The following is a 17,594-nucleotide window of genomic DNA, read 5'->3' as shown; positions in this document are numbered from 1 at the left end:
TAGTGGCTTTATTTTTAAACAATTTTGAAGTTTTCCCTGAGCTAATTATTTTTAAATTAAATACTTAGCTGGTTTTAGTCTAAGTGGTAAATCTCCATAATATTACCGAGAATACCTTCAAAATCAATTTTTAAATCGATTAATTTCCCTGTATGAATATCAAACACCCAGCCATGTACCTTTAAACCATGATCTCTATAGGCTTTTTGTACCGCTGCAGTTTTAATAAGATTTACACATTGTTCTTCAACATTTAATTCTACTAGGCGTTCATATTTATCTTGTTCATTTTTAATCGCATTTAGCTCTTTTTTATGAATGCGATATACATCTCGGATATTTCTAAGCCATGGATTAAGAATCCCTAGATCTTTAGATTGCATAGCTGCTTTGACTCCGCCGCATCCATAATGGCCACATACCACAATATGGTTTACACCTAAATGCATTACAGCATATTCAACCACAGACATGGCATTCAAATCTGTTCCTATAACCATATTTGCAATATTTCTATGTACAAACACTTCACCGGGTTCTAAACCCATTAATTCTTCTGCGCTAACCCTACTGTCTGAGCAGCCAATGTATAATAATTCTGGGTTTTGACCTTTTCCCATTTCATCAAAATAATTGGTGTTTTCGCTTAACTTGTCGTTAACCCATTTTTTATTATTTTCGAATACAAAATCAAGATTCATTTGTTCAGGATTTATTTGGTTGGAAAGATACTCTATTAAACAAAATGACTTACCACAAGGTAAGCCATTTTGAAATTACTATGGTGTGTGTAAGACTAATAAAAATCTACCGCACCCGTTGATAGATCATACATAGCACCAATTATTTTTATTTCGCCTTGCTTTTCCATATCGGCTAAAATTTGACTTCGCTCTCTAACATTTTTAATAGTTTGTAAAACGTTTTCAGCAGAAACGGCATCTACAAATTCTAAGTTTTTAGAATTTCTTAAACTTTCGTCTTGTGGTTCTTTAACCGCAGCTACTGCAGGTTCTATTTTATTAATTAGTGCCGTTAGATTACCCATTCTTGCATGGTCACAGGCTCCTTTAATAGCACCGCAACTGGTATGACCAAGAACTACAATAAGTTTTGTCCCTGCTAACTTGCTAGCAAACTCCATACTTCCTAGAATATCTTCGTTAGCAAAATTACCTGCAATACGGATGCTAAAAACATCTCCTAGCCCTTGATCAAAAACTAACTCGGCAGAAACACGAGAATCTATACAGCTTAATATGGTTGCAAAAGGAAATTGACCTTCACTGGTATCATTTACTTGTTCTAGTAAATTACGATTTGCTTTTAAATTATTTTGAAACCGTTGATTACCTTCTTTTAAAAAGTCCAATGCTTTTTGAGGAGACATTGTTGATTGTGTTTCTTTAGTATGTGCTTTCATATATTTTTTATTTTATTTATAGCTTGTTGAAATAGGATTAAGTTAAATGGAGCTCTTTACTTCCTGTAATCAGTAAAGGCACGTTTATAGTATTTATGATGTCTTTTAAATTGGCTTGAAGGGTAGTAGATTTTTTGCCTTTACTAGGTCTTTCAATACACAATAAATTCACCTCATTTATAGCTACATATTTAGAAAGTGTTTCCGGTACATTTTCACACGCATCAAAAACAAAATCAACCGTATCTATAGGAGTTATTTGTGGGTCTTTTGAATGCTCTAGATTGTTGCCCATTTTAAATGATTTTAAAGGTTTTTTTATATGAGCCATTAATTCCGGAAGAAAACTTATAGAAGTTGGCAGCTGTTCATAATTGAACAAACCTAAAGATAACTCGTTATTTGGCTCAAAACTATTTTTAAAGTCTGCTATTAAAATTGCCCCTTTGTACTGTTTTAACATGAAAGAGGTAAAGTTATCGCCTATGGGTTTTAAAATTTTCCTTTTCTTTTTCCCTAAGACCACTATATCTGGCTTTGTATCTTTTAAATACTGTTTTATTTCACGCTTTACATTTCCGGAAGTAAATGAGTATTCAATTGCACTGCCATATGTCTTTGAGAGTTCGACTGCTATTTTTTTTAATTTATTTTCCGTAATCCTATAGGAATCGTTAATAGCTCTCTTCGCAGATAGCTGGCTCTCCATATCGACCAATTCAGTCGATTTTTGAATATGAAATAATTCAATTTTTGCATTGATTATTTTTGCTAAGCTTGCAGTGCTTTTTAAAGCTGCTGTACTAGAATTTTTTAAGTCCAATAGTACCGAAATTTTGTAGGTAGTATTTTTCATAATAGTCTAGCTTAAACTTAAATCTGATTTAGGTCTTTCATTAAAGAATTCAACATAGCTGGTAGGGTTTTCTACAACACCACGCTTAGAAACTAGCTTTATATCAATACCTCTTTCTTTTGCTTTAATTGAAAAGTCTTCTAAAATTTCAATAATATCATTATCTAAATAACGCGTTTTTAAAAGGTCTAACTCTAAATAAGTATCTCGTGGCAAACTATCTAGTTCTTTTAAAATAGCCCCTTTGTTGAAAAAGGTAACTTCTTCAGCAAGAGTCATTTTAATTTTGTGCTTTCCGTTGCTATTATCTTCAATATGAAGAAAGTGAGAGTTCTGGTAGCTTTTTAAAAGAATAACAACAACTCCTACGGCTAAGCCTAAACTTATTCCTATTAATAAATCTGTAAAAACAATGCCAAAAACAGTTGCAAAAAATGGTACAGATTGTTTCCAACCCATTCCATACATTTTTATAAATAAAGATGGTTTTGCTAATTTAAAACCAACAATAAATAAAATTGATGCTAATACAGAAAGCGGTATCATGTTTAATAATGTTGGAATAAGGATTACGGAAATAAGTAATAATAAACCATGTATAATGGCAGATAATTTAGATTTACCACCAGATTGAATGTTTGCAGAACTACGAACAATTACTTGGGTTATTGGTAAACCACCAATAAGTCCTGAAATAATATTACCTGTTCCTTGCGCTAATAACTCACGGTTGGTTGGGGTTACATTTTTGTCTGGATCTATTTTATCTGATGCTTCTACACACAGTAGGGTTTCTAAACTAGCAACCAAGGCAATGGTAAACCCAGTGATCCAAACTTCAGGATTTGTTATTGCTGAAAAGTTAGGGAATTTGAATTGTGCAAGGAATGATGCCGCATCTTCTGGAATAGGTACACTCACTAAATGTTTAGCCGAAATACCAAATGCCTCGTTGTCTTTTGTAAATACAAAATATAAAATCCCAAGGACTACAGCCACTAAGGGCCCTTGTATTATTTGAAAAAACTTTCCTTTTTTAGAGAAAACTTTATCCCATAATATTAGTATTGCTAAGCCTATGATAGCAATAATTGTTGCGCCTAAACTGATATTGTTAATTGCTCTGAAAATTTCAGAAAAAGTATTTTCTCCATCTACTTGAAAGAAAGCAAAATCTCCTTCTGGATCTGGATCATAGCCAAAAAAATGTGGAATCTGTTTTAAAATGATAATAATACCAATACCAGTTAGCATTCCTTTAATTACAGATGAAGGAAAATAGTAACCTATTATCCCTGCTTTAAGAAGTCCGAATATAATTTGAATGACACCACCAATTACTACGGCAACTAAAAAGTTTTGATATCCGCCAAGTGTACCTATTGCTGTTAATACTATGGCTGCTAATCCGGCAGCAGGACCACTAACTCCAATTTTAGAGCCGGATAATGCTCCTACAACTACACCTCCTACAATACCGGCAATAATTCCAGCAAATAAAGGAGCTCCACTAGCGAGTGCAATACCTAAACATAAAGGTAACGCAACGAAAAATACAACGACACTTGCAGGCAAGTCGTTTTTTAATGTTTTAAACATACATAATTAATTATGCCTTTATTCAGATTTGGAAAAGGCAGGTTGACAAAAAAAATAAAAAATACTCGGGATTAAATAGAAGTTACCTCGGGAGGTGGGAGTATAATTTTAGCTGTATGTAGTGAATTGTTTAGTGTAGATCTGTCATTGACAGAAACATTTCTTTGATCAGAAATATAAAGACGATAAGAAAAATCTGAAGCGATAAATTTTTCTACTTCATTGATTTTTTTACATTGATGTTGCTCTTGCTGCTCTTCTTCGTTCATATTATTCACAAGTACAGAAGATTCATCATCAAGAAATGTAATAGCAGTAGGCGCTGTCAAGGCAACAAGCCAAAAAACGAGCAATATAAACTGAACAGTATTTCTTGAAATTCTTAACATAGCAGTTGCAAATATAATAGTATTACTATTAAAAAGTGTTAAGAAATATTTAAATATCTTTTAACATTTTAATTTCACTTGTAGGAATCCAGCCTGTTTTCCCGTCAGGAATTTTAATTTTACTCCAGTCATTTAGGGTTTCTAAAACCATTACTTTAGTACCTTCATGTAATTTAAATGTCTCCGTACTTCTGCCATTAGGTTCAGCTTGTATAGAGCTCTCTTTTTCAAAAACAATAGCGGGTTGGTCGTCTTTAAATTCTCCATACTTTAAATAAGCTAAAGCGATAGATGCTAGTGCAATGACTAAAAATACCAAGGAGGAAATAAAAGAAATTCTTTTTAATGTTGCGTTAGCTAAGAAGTAATATAATAGATATGCAAGAACAAAAAGGAACATCAAGATTACACTACTATACGCCCATTGTTCAAAGGAAAAAAATGAGGTTGTATTCTTGTATAATTTTGCGAAACCTGTTTCAGGTGCAGTAGTTATAGCGTCCAAAGTCATATTTTGGGCGTAAGCTAAATTATTTTTTATATCAGAATCATTGGGTTTTAAGAGGAGTGCTTTTTCATAATAATAAATACTAGGAGCAATTTTGTTTTCCTTGTAATAAACGTTTCCTAGATTAAAATAAAGTTCTGAAGAGGCTTCTCCATTATCTACTATTTTTAGGTACGTTTTTTCTGCTACTTCATATTTACCATCATTATAAGCTGTGTTTGCTGCATCAAATAATTTTGCGTTCTGGGAATACCCTAGAAAGCCAATGAATAATATGAATATGAATAGTATTTTTTTCACTTTTTTATTTTTTATAATTGCTTATCCATTGATGAGATTACTTCACTTGCCGTGTTGTAATCTTCTTGCATCTGAACGTTAGAAAAAGGACTATATCTAGCCATTTCACAGTTTTTTAATAATGCCATAAACCCATCTGTAGTAGATTGGTTTACCTGTTTTTCTTCAAATAATTGCGCAATTTTATCTTTGCTAAATTCCGATGTTTCAATTTTTAATTTTGCTTTTAAATAATTATGTAATGCTTTTTCTAAGGCTACATAAAAGGCTTCTTTGTTTCCTAAGGTTTTCTTGGCAGCAGATAAATATTTTCGAGACAGTTTATTTGCCTTTTTTACTTTGTTGCCTTCAACATCACCACGTATGGCTTCTCTCTTTTTTCCAAATAAGATGGCTAAAGGAATTAAAATTAATGGGAGTAAAAGCCATAATAAATAGGCTGTTGATCCATAGAAATAATTATTACCTTTTGGTTGTAGTGTTGTACTAAGCTTAATAAATAGAAATTGACTGCCTGTACTCACTACTTCTTGACGGTTTGAAGGAGTAGTACTACCAGAAACTCCACCATTAGTAGGGCCTTCTATCACATTAATTACTATTTCTTTAGAAGCAATACTTATGTATTTTTCTGCTTTTGGATCAAAATAACTAAACGCAATACTAGGAATAGGGTATTTGCCTTTATAACTTGGAACTATGGTGTAGTTATTTTTTACACTTCCTTCCATTCCTGTAATCGTAGTTTTTATAAGCTCATCAAATTCAGGTTCGTAAACTTCTAAAGCACTAGGTAGGCTAGGTTCAGGTAATTGAAATAATTTTAAATTACCTGAGCCGCTTACTTTCACAGAAGCTTGTAAAGATTCTGAGGCATTTAAGGCTTTTTTACTTGTGGTAACAGAAAAATCGAACTTACCTACAGCTCCAGTAAAGTTTTCTGGTTTGCCTGTTAAGGGTAATTCTTTTACATTTAATGTTCTGCTACCTGCGGAAACTGTTTTATGTGTCGAGGTATATAGTGGGCGGCCAAAAAAGTCGCGTCTACTAGTGGGTACTTCTACAGATACATCTAAAGATAGAGGTTCAATATCTAACTTTCCGGTTTTCTGAGGATAGAGCACAATACGTTTAAGTATTACATATTGATACGGTTTTCCTTGAAAAGTTCCTTCTTGTGCGCTATATTGCTTTACAGGCATATCCTGACTCCAGAAATTATTATATTTAGGACTATCTAGCGGTCTAAAGTTTGTTACTCTAATTGAGTTGCTTACATAGAGTTTGTATACAACACTAACCGCTTCATTAAGATATGGGTTATTATTAGAAACCTCTGCTACTAAATGTAGGTTGTCATCTGCAATAGATTCTGCTGTAGGTGGTGCGTTTGGGTCTTCAACAGCAGCGCTTACTTCTATTTTTTTTGTAAGTGATTTGTATACTTTTCCATCTACAATAATGCTTGATTGGCCAATAGTGAATGTGCCTTTTTCCGTAGGCATTAGCGTATATGAATAGCTTTTAGAATAAGATCTCACACCATTTATCCAAGAATTTCGAATAGATTGTGCAGGGCCCATAACGACACGAAACCCTTCGAAATTTGGAGGGTTAAAATTATCACCATCACGATTAATGGTGAAATCTACACGTAGTCTTTCATTTAAGCCAAGCTTTTCTTTGCTTACAGCCATTTCAAAAGTTACCTCATCTTCTTGAGCTTTTACCGAAAAAGTTAAGAACATCAGTGTTAGTAACGCAATATATTTCTTAAGTGTAAATACCATTACCAGTCTTTTTCGTTTCTTGTTTTAACACCTTTTACTTTTTGGGCGTCCATCTTTTCTTGTACTTTTTTCTCCTCATTTTGCATTGCTTCTAAGAGATTCTGTACTTGTTGTTTAGATAGTTGACTTGGTCTTTTTTGTTGTTCTCCTTTTTTATCTTCAGGTTTATCGCCTTTGCTAGGATCTTTCTTTTCTTCTTCCTTTTTGTCGCCGTCTCCTTCTTTGTTGTCTTCTTTTTCGTCCCCTTTATCTCCTTCGTCTCCTTGGTCTTTATTTTTATCGTCTTTCTGGTCTCCTTCGTTCTTATCTTCGTTATCGCCTTCTTTTTTGTCTTCGTCTTTTTTATCGTCCTTGTCCTTATCCTGGTTCTTTTTGTCTTCGTCTTGTTGCTTTTTAAGCATTTCTTGTGCTAGAGCCAAATTGTAACGTGTTTCTTCGTCTGTAGGATTGTTACGTAATGCTTGTTTGTAGGCTTCTACAGCTTTTTCGTATTGTTTTTCTTTCATAAAAACATTCCCCATATTATGGTATGCCTTATGTTTATCTTCTTTGCTCGTAGCTGTTTCACCTGCTTGCTTATAGCGTGTAAAGGCTTCATTAAAGCTTTCATTAGAATAGTATGCATTTCCTAAATTATAAGATGCAGCGCTGTTTTCTGTACTTTTTGCAATAGCCTTTCTGTAATCAACTTCGGCATTCGTAAAATCTTTTTCGGATAATGCTTTGTTGGCATCCCAAGTATAGTTTACCGATTCTTGTAACTCTTTTATGCGTAGCTTTTCTTTCTCTTCCTTATCTTCCTGTCCAAAAGAAAATGTGGCAACAAGAAGTAATAGATATACTAAATTTTTCATGTTACTTTTTTTTATTTTCATTAAACAAATTCAGTTTTCTTAACCATTGGGTTTTTCGGTCTAAAACAAACAAATCTAAAAATAGTAATAGAAAACCACCAGCAACAAACCATTGAAATTGATCTTTGTATTCAGCAAACTGTTTTGCTTCAAATTCTTTTTTATCCATTTGGTTCAACTGCTCTTTAATGTATTCAACAGCCTCACTTGTATTATCTCCATTAATGTATTCGCCATTACCTTCTGCTGCAATTTCTTTTAGAATAACCTCATTAAGTTTTGTAATTACGACTTCTCCATTCATGTCCTTTTTTAGACTCTCTACAATTCCATTACGTTTTATAGGTATGGGAGCTCCTTTTTCTTTTCCAACGCCAATCGTGAAAATTCTTATTCCTTCCTCTGTGGCTTTTTCAACAGCATCTTCTGTGGTTCCTTCTGCATGATCTTCTCCATCCGAGATGATAAAAAGTACTCTATTAGTCTGCGTTTCATCATCATAATACGTAGAGGCCAATTCTATAGCTTCATTTATTGCTGTTCCTTGAGATGAAAGCATATCTGTATTCATACTTTGCAAAAACATTTTAGCAGCACTATAATCTGTTGTTATAGGAAGCTGCGGATAGGCCTGGGCTGCATAAGCAATAATGCCAATACGATCACTGCCTAAATGGTTGATAATTTCCGAAATTAATCGCTTCCCTTTTTCTAGCCTATTAGGCGCAATGTCTTCTGCCAGCATACTTTTAGAGACATCTAGCGCAAATACAATATCTACACCTTCTCGTTTAACTGTTTCTAGCTTTGTACCAATTTTTGGATTTACGAGTCCTACTACCAGTAGCGCTAATCCTGCTAAAAAGAGTACAAATTTTAGAGTAGATTTAAAGATAGATTTTGACGGCGTTAACCTTTTTAAAAGGCCAAGGTCTCCAAATTTTTTCTGCGTCTTTCTCTTCCAGAATTGTAAGAGCACAAATGCTGCCACCAAAATAGGAATGGCAAACAGTAGATAAAAATATATTTTTTCTTCTAATTGAATCATTTTAAAATTCTTGTTGTGCTAAAATTTACACTTATATAAAACTTCTAAATAGCGTGTTTCTCAATAACCACTCTACGAGTAATAAAATACCAGCTAGAAAAATCCAAGGTCTATATCTTTCTTCAAATCTGGTGTATTTAAACTCTTCTATTTCTGTTTTTTCTAATTTATTTATTTCGTCATAAATAGACGCTAAACTTTCATTGTTGGTTGCTCTAAAATAAGCGCCGCCAGTTGTTTTAGCTATTTGCTCTAAAAGTCCTTCGTCTATTTCTACCGGTTTCATTCCGTATCTAAAAGAACCATCGCTATTTATGGCTATTGGTGAAAGGGCATTTCCGTTAGTACCTAGTCCTATGGTATACGTTTTTATGTCATATTCTACAGCTAATTCTGCCGCTGTTTGTGGTTCTATAAAACCAGAGTTGTTTATGCCATCAGTAAGTAGAATAATAACCTTGCTCAAAGCTTTGCTCTCTTTTAACCTGTTTACAGAGGTAGCTAAGCCCATACCTATTGCTGTACCATCTTCTAAACTGCCATAGGTAATTTCTTTTAAGGCATTTAACACAATGCCTTTGTCGCTAGTAATGGGCGTTTTAGTATAGCTTTCACCAGCATAGACCACTAAGCCAATACGGTCATTAGGTCTTTTTTTAATGAAATCTGCGGCTACTTTCTTTAAGGAGGCTAAACGGTTTGGTTTTAAATCTCTAGCAAGCATACTAGAAGAAACATCAATAGCCATAACAATGTCTATACCTTTGGTCGTTTTTGTTTTTGTAGAAATATCTTCTGTTTGTGGTCTGGCAAGTGCTACAATAATTGCAGCTAGGGCAAGCAAACGAAGTATAAAAAGTAACGGCTTTAATTTGGGTAGCAAACTATCAGTAGAAAAACCTTTGATGCTTGCAATTTTTAAAGAAGCAGTTTCTTTTCTACGCTTAAAAAAATACCAAAGCACAGCTACTGGAAGTAGTGAAAACAACCAAAAAAATTGTGGATTAGCAAATTCTATATTCTCAAGCATTTATTATTCTGTTTTTACATCTATGGTTGATAAAATACGGTCTACTACTTCTTTTGCGTACATGTCTTCCTCCAGCCAAGTAAGGATAATTTGCTGTTGAAATCCTTTGCCACCAAATGTTACAATAGCATATTCTCCATTTACAAGATCTTTTGATTCGGATACCGAAAACTTACCAGTACCGTATGTTTTTATTCCTTTTACGGCACCTACCGTAGTAAATTCTTCCGTCTTAGTTATAATATTTTTTGCTCCTTGGGCCTCAAATTGTTGTAGCACTGCGTTTATAGATAATTCAGTGTCTGGTTCTACGGGTTTCGTAAGTGTAATAGAAGAAACTCCTACCGAAAATAACCCAATAGAACTTTTATACATGAAAACCTGTGCCTCTTTAATATCAGCTTTTAATTCAGGTGTTATCTCAAATTCCTGTCGTATTAAAACTTTTGGAGTTTCTATCGTAATAGGAGGGTAGCCATAGGTGCTAGAGATCCATTCTGTTTCTAATAATTCTTTAGTTGGGTGTCCTAGGATTGTATCCTTTACATAACTAAATCCAAAATAACTAACTGCTGTTACTGTTGAGATGATCAAAACGGAAGCAGCAATTACTACGGTAATAATAATTTTATTGCGATGTTTTTTACGTTCTAACTCTTCTAAATATTCCTCGCGTTGTAATAGTTCTTCTTCTGTTGGCGGCGGTATTGCGTCTTTTGTTTTTGTGACAATATTTTCAATAGCTTTTCTGTCTTGTTCTGCAACAGAAGTGTCTGGCTTAGATTTAGCAAATTTCACTAAATCTGATGTCTGTAATATATTTTTAAATTGATGAATGGTATCTCCATCTAATTTCAAATTTCCAGCATCTTTAAGCATTTCTAATTTCTCAATTAACTGGTCTGTTGTGCTTTCTAAAGCAGAAATATGTACATCTTCTTCTAAATAAGAACGGACAATTGCAGTTAGTTCAGAATAATACTGTTTGTATTCATCTTGAATTAGGTATTTAGAATTTTCTAATTTCTTTAATTCTAACATTGCTCTATCATACGGTGGTAATAATGCAACTTTCTCCTCTTCTGTAAGCTTCTTTTTTCTCCAGATAAAGAAATATAACAATCCAGCAAGTATTAAGATACTTCCTATTATTACAAGAGTCCAAAACCAAGGGAAGCTATTTTTCTTCTCAACATTAATAATGTCTTTGATATCAAATAGTTGTTGCGCTATGGTATCTACGGGAATTGTATTTACATAGATATTGACAGAATCGGTAGAGAATATTTTTTGATTAATAATTACTTTTTGCTGTGGTAATGTATAAGTCCCAGAATCAAATTGGGTTAATGCATATTTTTTTATCAGCGTGAGTTTGCCATTTTCCGGAATAGTATCTGTAGCAAAAGATTCTACCATTTCTAGAGGAGCAAAAGATTGTCCTTCAGGAAAGGTTACTTGGTCTATGCTATCAATACGTACATTGACAGTGAAATTTATTTGCTCTCCAATTTTGATGTCTTTTATATCGACACCAGAAGCTACTTTAGGGTTAGATTGTGACCACCCAATGGTGGTCGCCAGTAATAGGCATAACAGTAAGTTTCGTTTACAAAACGAAAAGCAAGAAATAAGTATGTAATTAAAGTTTATCATGTTATCCTCTTCGCTTAAAATACCCTAATAATTTTTTGACATAGCTTTCATCTACTCGGCATGCTAGTACCCCACAGCCCGATTTTGAAAACGTATTCTGAAAATAGTCTACTCGTTCTTGGTAGTATTTGCCATAGCTAAGGCGTACTTTCTTAGATTGTGTGTTTACTAATTGTAATTGGCCGGTTTCTACATCTTCCATTTGTACCATTCCTATATTTGGTATGGTTTCTTCCCGTTCATCATAAACACGAATTCCGGTAACATCATGTTTTTTTCCTGTGATGCGTAAGGTTTGTAAGTAGTCTTCCGTGATAAAATCAGATAGTACAAAAACAATAGCTTTTTTCTTCATAACACGGGTTAAATACTTCAGTGCTACGGCTAAATCCGTCTTATTACTTTTTGGGGTAAATTCTATTAATTCTCTGATGATTCTTAAAACATGACTTTTCCCCTTTTTAGGAGGAATGAAAAGTTCTATTTGATCAGAAAATAAAATCAATCCAATCTTATCATTATTCTGTAATGCGGAGAAAGCAAGGGTTGCAGATATCTCCGTAATAATTTCATTTTTGAATTGATTAGAAGAACCAAAAAGCTCAGAGCCACTTACGTCTACCACAAGCATCATGGTGAGTTCTCTTTCTTCTTCAAAAACTTTAATGTAAGGTTCGTTATATCTAGCAGTTACATTCCAATCAATAGCACGGACGTCATCACCAAATTGGTATTGACGTACTTCGCTAAACGTCATACCTCTACCTTTGAAAGTGGAATGGTATTCCCCTCCAAAAATATGGTCAGAAAGACGACGCGTCTTAATCTCAATTTTACGAACTTTTTTTAATAACTCTTTGGTATCCATTTTCCTCTCTCCCAACCCTCTCTCTAAGTGAGAAAGGTCTTTTAAAAAATTTAATTTTTAGCACCTCTTGTAAAGTCCTCCCTCATTTGTGGAAGGATTTAGGATGAGATTTAAGGCACTTCTATTTCGTTTACAATTTTATTGATAATATCTACTGAGGTTACATTTTCTGCTTCTGCTTCATAGGTAATACCAATTCTATGTCTTAAAACATCATGTACTACAGCTCTAACATCTTCAGGAACAACATAACCTCTTCTTTTAATAAAGGCATAACATTTAGCTGCATTTGCTAAGTTAATACTTCCTCTTGGAGAAGCTCCAAAACTAATTAGTGGTTTTAAATCTTCTAACTTGTATTTTTCTGGGTAACGTGTGGCAAAGATGATGTCTAAGATATATTTTTCAATCTTTTCATCCATATATACTTCTCTCACCGCTTTTTGTGCACTAAGTATTTGTTCCGTAGTAACCACAGCATTTACTTGCTCGTAATTACCACTTAGATTCTGGCGCATAATTAATTGCTCCTCATTCATTTTAGGATAATCAATTACCGTTTTTAGCATAAAACGGTCAATTTGAGCCTCTGGTAAAGGGTATGTACCTTCTTGCTCAATTGGGTTTTGCGTAGCCATTACTAAAAATGGTTTGTCTAGAATAAATGTTTGGTCGCCAATAGTTACTTGCTTTTCTTGCATTGCTTCTAAAAGTGCCGATTGCACTTTTGCAGGTGCACGGTTAATTTCATCTGCTAAAACAAAGTTGGCAAAGATTGGTCCTTTTTTAATAGAAAAATCATTCTCTTTCATATTAAATATCATGGTACCAACAACATCTGCGGGTAATAAATCTGGTGTAAACTGTATTCTGCTAAAACTACCTTTTACAGCTTTTGCTAAGGTGTTAATCGCTAAAGTCTTTGCTAAACCAGGTACACCTTCAAGTAGAATATGACCTTGGCCTAAGAGCCCAATTAGTAATCGTTCTACCATATACTTTTGACCAACAATTACTTTGTTCATCTCTAGCATTAATAAATCTATAAAAGCACTTTCTCGCGCAATTTTCTCGTTGATAGCACTAATATCGATTGAAGTATTTTCTTCCATATGTATTATATATTTGGACAAGCTAATAAATTGATACGCAAATTGAAAATTTATTTAGATATGCGCTGTTAACAATTGGTTAAAAATTAACAAAAGGCCTAAGTTTTATGAAGGCTTTAAGGTATTTATTTTTTAATTTCACATTCTGATGGGAAATAAGACAAATTATTCGAAAATTATTGCAGGAACTATGACTTGGGGAAGTTGGGGAAAACAACTTTCTACACAAGAAATGGCCTCCTTAATGGAACAATGTATAAGCCTTGGGATTACGACGTTTGATCATGCAGATATTTATGGAGATTATGGAACAGAAACAGCTTTTGGAAAAGCATTTAAAGCGAGTACTATTGATAGGTCTAAAGTTCAATTTATAAGTAAATGCGGAATTCAAATGATTACTGGGAGAGAAAATAAGGTAAAGCATTATCAATACGATAAAGAGTATATTATTTCATCGACAGAACAATCCTTAAAAAAACTAAATACAGAATATTTAGATGTTTTACTGCTGCATAGACCAAGTCCGCTTTTACAACCAGAAGAAGTAGCGGAAGCCGTATTAAGTCTCAAAAACTCTGGAAAAATAAAAAAATTCGGGGTTTCTAATTTCACAGCAAACCAAATAGCTTTATTAGAAACAGCAATTCCTGTTTCTGCAAATCAAGTAGAATTGTCATTGACACAGCATGATACAATGACTGATGGTACTTTGGATGATTGTATGGTGCATAAAAGGTTTGCGATGTGTTGGAGTCCATTGGGGACTTATTTTAAAGTAAATGATGCTCAAACAGATAGAATAAAAAAAGTACTTGTATCCCTTATAGAGAAATATAATGCCACCGAAAGTCAAATTTTATTAGCTTGGCTGCTAAAGCATCCGGCATCAATATTTCCTGTGGTTGGGACAACAAATTTTGAGCGATTATCAGAATCAGTTGCGGCAATAGAACTAGATGTAGAGCTACAAGATTGGTTTTTATTGTTAGAAGCAAGTCAAGGAAAAGAAGTAGCATAACTAAAAATTTTAAAGAGAGGCATGAATAAAACAGTATTAATAACAGGGGCAACCAGTGGTATAGGGAAATCTACGGCTATTTTATTCGCTGCAAATAACTACAATGTGGTGTTGTGTGGTAGAAGACAGGAAAGGCTTAATGCATTAAAGCAGGAGTTAGGTAAAGAAACAAAAGTACATACCTTAAATTTTGACGTTAGGGACAAGGCTGCCGTTTTTGAGGCTATTGAGTCATTACCGTCAGATTTCACAGATATTGATATTTTAGTTAATAATGCAGGGAATGCACATGGTTTAGATACTATTGATCAAGGAAATACGGACGATTGGGATGCTATGTTAGATATTAATGTAAAAGGACTTTTGTATGTATCTAAGGCTATTATTCCAAAAATGATTGCGAAAAAAGCGGGTCATATTATTAATATAGGTTCTACGGCTGGTAAAGAAGTGTATCCTAAAGGTAATGTGTATTGTGCAAGCAAACATGCGGTAGATGCCATAACAAAAGGAATGTTGATGGATTTGAATCCTTATGGAATACGGGTTGGAGCGGTGAATCCTGGTTTAGTGGAAACAGAATTTAGTAAGGTTCGGTTCAAAGGCGATGAACACAAGGCAGAAAATGTCTATAAAGGGTTTCAACCTTTAAAACCAGAAGACATTGCAGATATTATTTATTTTGTAGTGACAAGGCCTTATCATGTAAATATTGCAGATTTAATAGTGATGCCAACAGCTCAAGCAAGTGCTACGATTGTAAATAAAAAGGTATGATTAATAAGCGCTTGCTTGTAAAAAACCTTCTTGCTCATAATGACGAGAATAGTTTTTATGATAAAAAGCGTTTTATAACTATAGGAGAACGCGAGGGGAAGGCTAAATTTCTAAAACACGTTTGTGCACTAGCAAATAGCAACCCTAACAATAATTCTTTTATAGTTATTGGTGTGGAGGATGAAGATAACAAAATAGTAGGAGTAGATTTTTTTGATGACAGCAAAATTCAAAACCTTGTTAACGCTTACTTAGACAATCCGCCTTTAATTTCTTATGAAAATATTCCGTTTCCACATTTGCCAGAGGGTAAAGTGGTGGGGTTAGTAACTATTAAATCTGCAGGAAAAGTTTGTTCACTCCGTAAAAATATCTGGAAATATTACGGAGGGTCTGTTTTTTTTAGAGAGGGTAGTATTAGTTTGCCTAAAAGTTATGATATAGAATTGAAAGACACCAATTCAGAAGCTGTAGCCACTATAGAGTTGCATGCTAGAAATAATATAGAATTAACTTTAGATGGTGTTATCGATTTTATAAACCACCGCCATAAAGATTTAAGCAGTAACTATAAAGTGTTTAAAGAGCAATTTGTTGTGTGTTGGGCGGGGAATAAAAAAAAGGTAAATAACGAAACCTATTACTCGCGGGTAGATATTGAATTGATCAATGAGCAAGTAAAACTTTTTTATTCCGCATTAGATGAAATAACAATTAGTTATGATGAGGATTCTTTTAGTACGGTAGAATATGTACAATTGGGTTTAGGAGAACAGCAAAAATATTATCCTTTAGAAAAGGTAAAAATAACTTTTCACGAAAACGGAACCTATACCATTCAGAGTGAGTTGGTTTTTGAAGCACCACAATATGACAAAAAAGTTCTCCATCATATTTTTAATGCCAACAGCGTATTGTTGCAAAAAATAGAAAAGAAGATACCTTTATCTGCATTAGAAAATAAGGATCTTGAGTTGTTGCCTGCAACGTATTTAATTTGTTTTTTAAACGGATTTGAAGGGGCTAAAGAACAAATGGAAAATGCTAAAGTACTTTTAAAAAATAGGAGCGGTCACGTATATCGATCTCTAAAGGAATCGTTACGAATTATGAGGAAAGTAAAATATAATTAAAAATTACAAGTATTGGTACTTTTTAAGGAATTAGGTATCTTGATAAAAATTAAATAAAGACAAACCAAAATGGGACTATTTGACGAAATAAAGAAAAAACTGAGTCATGAATTTATAGATATTATAGAATGGCTAGATAGTACAGACGATACTATTGTTCATAGATTTGAACGGTACCAGAATGAAATAAAAAATAATGCGAAATTAATTGTTCGTGAAGGTCAAGTAGCTGTTTTTATTAATGAGGGCAAGCTCGCAGATGTTTTTAAACCAGGCACTTATACCTTAAGCACACAGAATTTACCAATTCTGACCACTTTAAAAGGGTGGAAGTACGGATTTGATAGTCCGTTTAAAGCAGAGGTGTATTTTGTGAATACCCATTTGTTTACGGATGAAAAATGGGGTACAAAAAATGCAATTATTTTAAATGATGAACGGTTTGGGTTAACGGAAATTAGAGCTTTCGGAACGTATAGTTTCCGCATTCAAGATGCTGGAAAATTTGTAGTAGATGTTGTAGGGACAGATGGTAATTTTACTAACTACGAAGTTAATGAGCATTTAAAAAGTTTAATTGTTACGCGTTTTACAGATACGGTAGGAGAAGCAAAATTGCCTATTGAGCTCTATGCTGCAAATACTACAGAATTATCAGAAACATGCCAAGAGGTAATGCAGCCAGAATTTGGCCGTGTAGGAATTTTATTAGAGAAATTCTACATTGAAAATGTATCCATGCCTGAAGATCTTAAAAAAGAAATCTTCGAGTATTCTAGGTTAGATAAGCTAGATATGGCCAAACTCACACAGTTTAAAACTGCAAAAGCTATTGAAGAAGCAGCTAAGAATGAAGGTGGTACTGCAGGTGCTGGTATGGGAATGGGAATGGGCTTTGTTCTGGCGCAGCAAATGGGAGGAATGATGAACCCGCAAATGTCGCAGCAGACCAATCCTAACCTACAACAAGCAGCTGTTCCGCCACCAATACCGGTACAAGTGCTATATCATTATGCAGTAAGTGGATCCCAAATGGGGCCTGTACCTTTTGATAAATTAAAAGAACTTTTTGCGGGCAGAACGGTAAATAAAGATTCACTTATCTGGAAACAAGGAATGGAGAACTGGAAAGCATTGCATGAAATAGAAGAGCTTAAAACCTTCTTGGGTGGCAATACTCCGCCGCCATTGCCAAACTAATAAACTTATTTATATAAATAATAGTATTGA

The 17,594-nt window shown here is 33.9% G+C and carries 17 protein-coding genes; 4 read left to right on the top strand and 13 right to left on the bottom strand.

What is annotated here, in order from left to right:
- Positions 1-74 precede the first annotated feature (74 nt).
- From CELAL_RS06220 to CELAL_RS06160, 13 genes are all read right to left on the bottom strand, one after another.
- A complete protein-coding gene (locus tag CELAL_RS06220; protein WP_013550051.1) occupies positions 75-701 on the bottom strand; it encodes a carbonic anhydrase in 627 nt (208 codons plus the stop codon).
- A 95-nt stretch (positions 702-796) separates the two neighbouring features.
- Positions 797-1,423 (bottom strand): carbonic anhydrase family protein, encoded by a 627-nt coding sequence (locus CELAL_RS06215; protein WP_013550050.1) that lies wholly within the window; start codon positions 1,421-1,423, stop codon positions 797-799.
- Between the two features lie 37 nt (positions 1,424-1,460).
- The gene (locus CELAL_RS06210; protein WP_013550049.1) at positions 1,461-2,279 is read right to left on the bottom strand and encodes a universal stress protein; all 819 of its coding nucleotides are present in this window, start codon (positions 2,277-2,279) and stop codon (positions 1,461-1,463) included.
- 6 nt (positions 2,280-2,285) lie between these two features.
- Positions 2,286-3,878, bottom strand: coding sequence for a SulP family inorganic anion transporter (locus CELAL_RS06205; protein ID WP_013550048.1), 1,593 nt, complete (start codon positions 3,876-3,878; stop codon positions 2,286-2,288).
- 71 nt (positions 3,879-3,949) lie between these two features.
- Positions 3,950-4,267 (bottom strand): hypothetical protein, encoded by a 318-nt coding sequence (locus tag CELAL_RS06200; RefSeq protein WP_013550047.1) that lies wholly within the window; start codon positions 4,265-4,267, stop codon positions 3,950-3,952.
- 49 nt (positions 4,268-4,316) lie between these two features.
- The gene (locus CELAL_RS06195) at positions 4,317-5,075 is read right to left on the bottom strand and encodes a tetratricopeptide repeat protein (RefSeq protein ID WP_013550046.1); all 759 of its coding nucleotides are present in this window, start codon (positions 5,073-5,075) and stop codon (positions 4,317-4,319) included.
- An 11-nt stretch (positions 5,076-5,086) separates the two neighbouring features.
- Positions 5,087-6,865, bottom strand: coding sequence for a BatD family protein (locus CELAL_RS06190; protein ID WP_013550045.1), 1,779 nt, complete (start codon positions 6,863-6,865; stop codon positions 5,087-5,089).
- Positions 6,865-7,719 carry a tetratricopeptide repeat protein gene (locus CELAL_RS06185; RefSeq protein ID WP_013550044.1) on the bottom strand — a complete coding sequence of 285 codons (855 nt, stop codon included), beginning with the start codon at positions 7,717-7,719 and terminating at the stop codon, positions 6,865-6,867. The genes CELAL_RS06190 and CELAL_RS06185 overlap by 1 nt, the downstream gene beginning before the upstream one ends.
- 1 nt (position 7,720) lies before the next feature.
- Positions 7,721-8,767: a vWA domain-containing protein gene (locus CELAL_RS06180; protein ID WP_013550043.1), complete on the bottom strand. Its 1,047-nt coding sequence runs from the start codon at positions 8,765-8,767 to the stop codon at positions 7,721-7,723.
- Positions 8,768-8,798: 31 nt separating this feature from the next.
- The gene (locus tag CELAL_RS06175) at positions 8,799-9,797 is read right to left on the bottom strand and encodes a vWA domain-containing protein (RefSeq protein ID WP_013550042.1); all 999 of its coding nucleotides are present in this window, start codon (positions 9,795-9,797) and stop codon (positions 8,799-8,801) included.
- Positions 9,798-9,800: 3 nt separating this feature from the next.
- Positions 9,801-11,453 carry a hypothetical protein gene (locus CELAL_RS06170; protein WP_013550041.1) on the bottom strand — a complete coding sequence of 551 codons (1,653 nt, stop codon included), beginning with the start codon at positions 11,451-11,453 and terminating at the stop codon, positions 9,801-9,803.
- 1 nt (position 11,454) lies between these two features.
- Positions 11,455-12,321, bottom strand: coding sequence for a DUF58 domain-containing protein (locus CELAL_RS06165; protein WP_013550040.1), 867 nt, complete (start codon positions 12,319-12,321; stop codon positions 11,455-11,457).
- A 110-nt stretch (positions 12,322-12,431) separates the two neighbouring features.
- Positions 12,432-13,433, bottom strand: coding sequence for an AAA family ATPase (locus CELAL_RS06160; protein WP_013550039.1), 1,002 nt, complete (start codon positions 13,431-13,433; stop codon positions 12,432-12,434).
- A gap of 148 nt (positions 13,434-13,581) precedes the next feature.
- Between CELAL_RS06160 and CELAL_RS06155 the strand changes: the two genes are divergently transcribed.
- From CELAL_RS06155 to CELAL_RS06140, 4 genes are all read left to right on the top strand, one after another.
- Positions 13,582-14,454 carry an aldo/keto reductase gene (locus tag CELAL_RS06155; RefSeq protein WP_013550038.1) on the top strand — a complete coding sequence of 291 codons (873 nt, stop codon included), beginning with the start codon at positions 13,582-13,584 and terminating at the stop codon, positions 14,452-14,454.
- 21 nt (positions 14,455-14,475) lie between these two features.
- On the top strand, positions 14,476-15,231 hold the full coding sequence (locus tag CELAL_RS06150) for an SDR family NAD(P)-dependent oxidoreductase (protein ID WP_013550037.1): 756 nt from the start codon (positions 14,476-14,478) through the stop codon (positions 15,229-15,231).
- On the top strand, positions 15,228-16,364 hold the full coding sequence (locus CELAL_RS06145) for an ATP-binding protein (protein WP_013550036.1): 1,137 nt from the start codon (positions 15,228-15,230) through the stop codon (positions 16,362-16,364). Before CELAL_RS06150 ends, CELAL_RS06145 begins: the two co-directional genes overlap by 4 nt.
- Positions 16,365-16,433: 69 nt before the next feature.
- Positions 16,434-17,564 (top strand): SPFH domain-containing protein, encoded by a 1,131-nt coding sequence (locus tag CELAL_RS06140; RefSeq protein WP_013550035.1) that lies wholly within the window; start codon positions 16,434-16,436, stop codon positions 17,562-17,564.
- Positions 17,565-17,594 lie beyond the last annotated feature (30 nt).

Origin of the sequence: Cellulophaga algicola DSM 14237 (assembly GCF_000186265.1) — a bacterium.
Lineage (GTDB): Bacteria > Bacteroidota > Bacteroidia > Flavobacteriales > Flavobacteriaceae > Cellulophaga > Cellulophaga algicola.
This window is presented reverse-complemented; position numbering and strand designations above follow the sequence as displayed.

Coding starts and splice junctions, on each gene's coding strand:
- CELAL_RS06200 (WP_013550047.1), bottom strand. CDS start 4,267: ATGTTAAGAATTTCAAGAAATACTGTTCAGTTTATATTGCTCGTTTTT.
- CELAL_RS06175 (WP_013550042.1), bottom strand. CDS start 9,797: ATGCTTGAGAATATAGAATTTGCTAATCCACAATTTTTTTGGTTGTTT.
- CELAL_RS06170 (WP_013550041.1), bottom strand. CDS start 11,453: ATGATAAACTTTAATTACATACTTATTTCTTGCTTTTCGTTTTGTAAA.
- CELAL_RS06185 (WP_013550044.1), bottom strand. CDS start 7,719: ATGAAAAATTTAGTATATCTATTACTTCTTGTTGCCACATTTTCTTTT.
- CELAL_RS06155 (WP_013550038.1), top strand. CDS start 13,582: ATGGGAAATAAGACAAATTATTCGAAAATTATTGCAGGAACTATGACT.
- CELAL_RS06215 (WP_013550050.1), bottom strand. CDS start 1,423: ATGAAAGCACATACTAAAGAAACACAATCAACAATGTCTCCTCAAAAA.
- CELAL_RS06140 (WP_013550035.1), top strand. CDS start 16,434: ATGGGACTATTTGACGAAATAAAGAAAAAACTGAGTCATGAATTTATA.
- CELAL_RS06190 (WP_013550045.1), bottom strand. CDS start 6,865: ATGGTATTTACACTTAAGAAATATATTGCGTTACTAACACTGATGTTC.
- CELAL_RS06220 (WP_013550051.1), bottom strand. CDS start 701: ATGAATCTTGATTTTGTATTCGAAAATAATAAAAAATGGGTTAACGAC.
- CELAL_RS06205 (WP_013550048.1), bottom strand. CDS start 3,878: ATGTTTAAAACATTAAAAAACGACTTGCCTGCAAGTGTCGTTGTATTT.
- CELAL_RS06180 (WP_013550043.1), bottom strand. CDS start 8,767: ATGATTCAATTAGAAGAAAAAATATATTTTTATCTACTGTTTGCCATT.
- CELAL_RS06160 (WP_013550039.1), bottom strand. CDS start 13,433: ATGGAAGAAAATACTTCAATCGATATTAGTGCTATCAACGAGAAAATT.
- CELAL_RS06145 (WP_013550036.1), top strand. CDS start 15,228: ATGATTAATAAGCGCTTGCTTGTAAAAAACCTTCTTGCTCATAATGAC.
- CELAL_RS06150 (WP_013550037.1), top strand. CDS start 14,476: ATGAATAAAACAGTATTAATAACAGGGGCAACCAGTGGTATAGGGAAA.
- CELAL_RS06165 (WP_013550040.1), bottom strand. CDS start 12,321: ATGGATACCAAAGAGTTATTAAAAAAAGTTCGTAAAATTGAGATTAAG.
- CELAL_RS06210 (WP_013550049.1), bottom strand. CDS start 2,279: ATGAAAAATACTACCTACAAAATTTCGGTACTATTGGACTTAAAAAAT.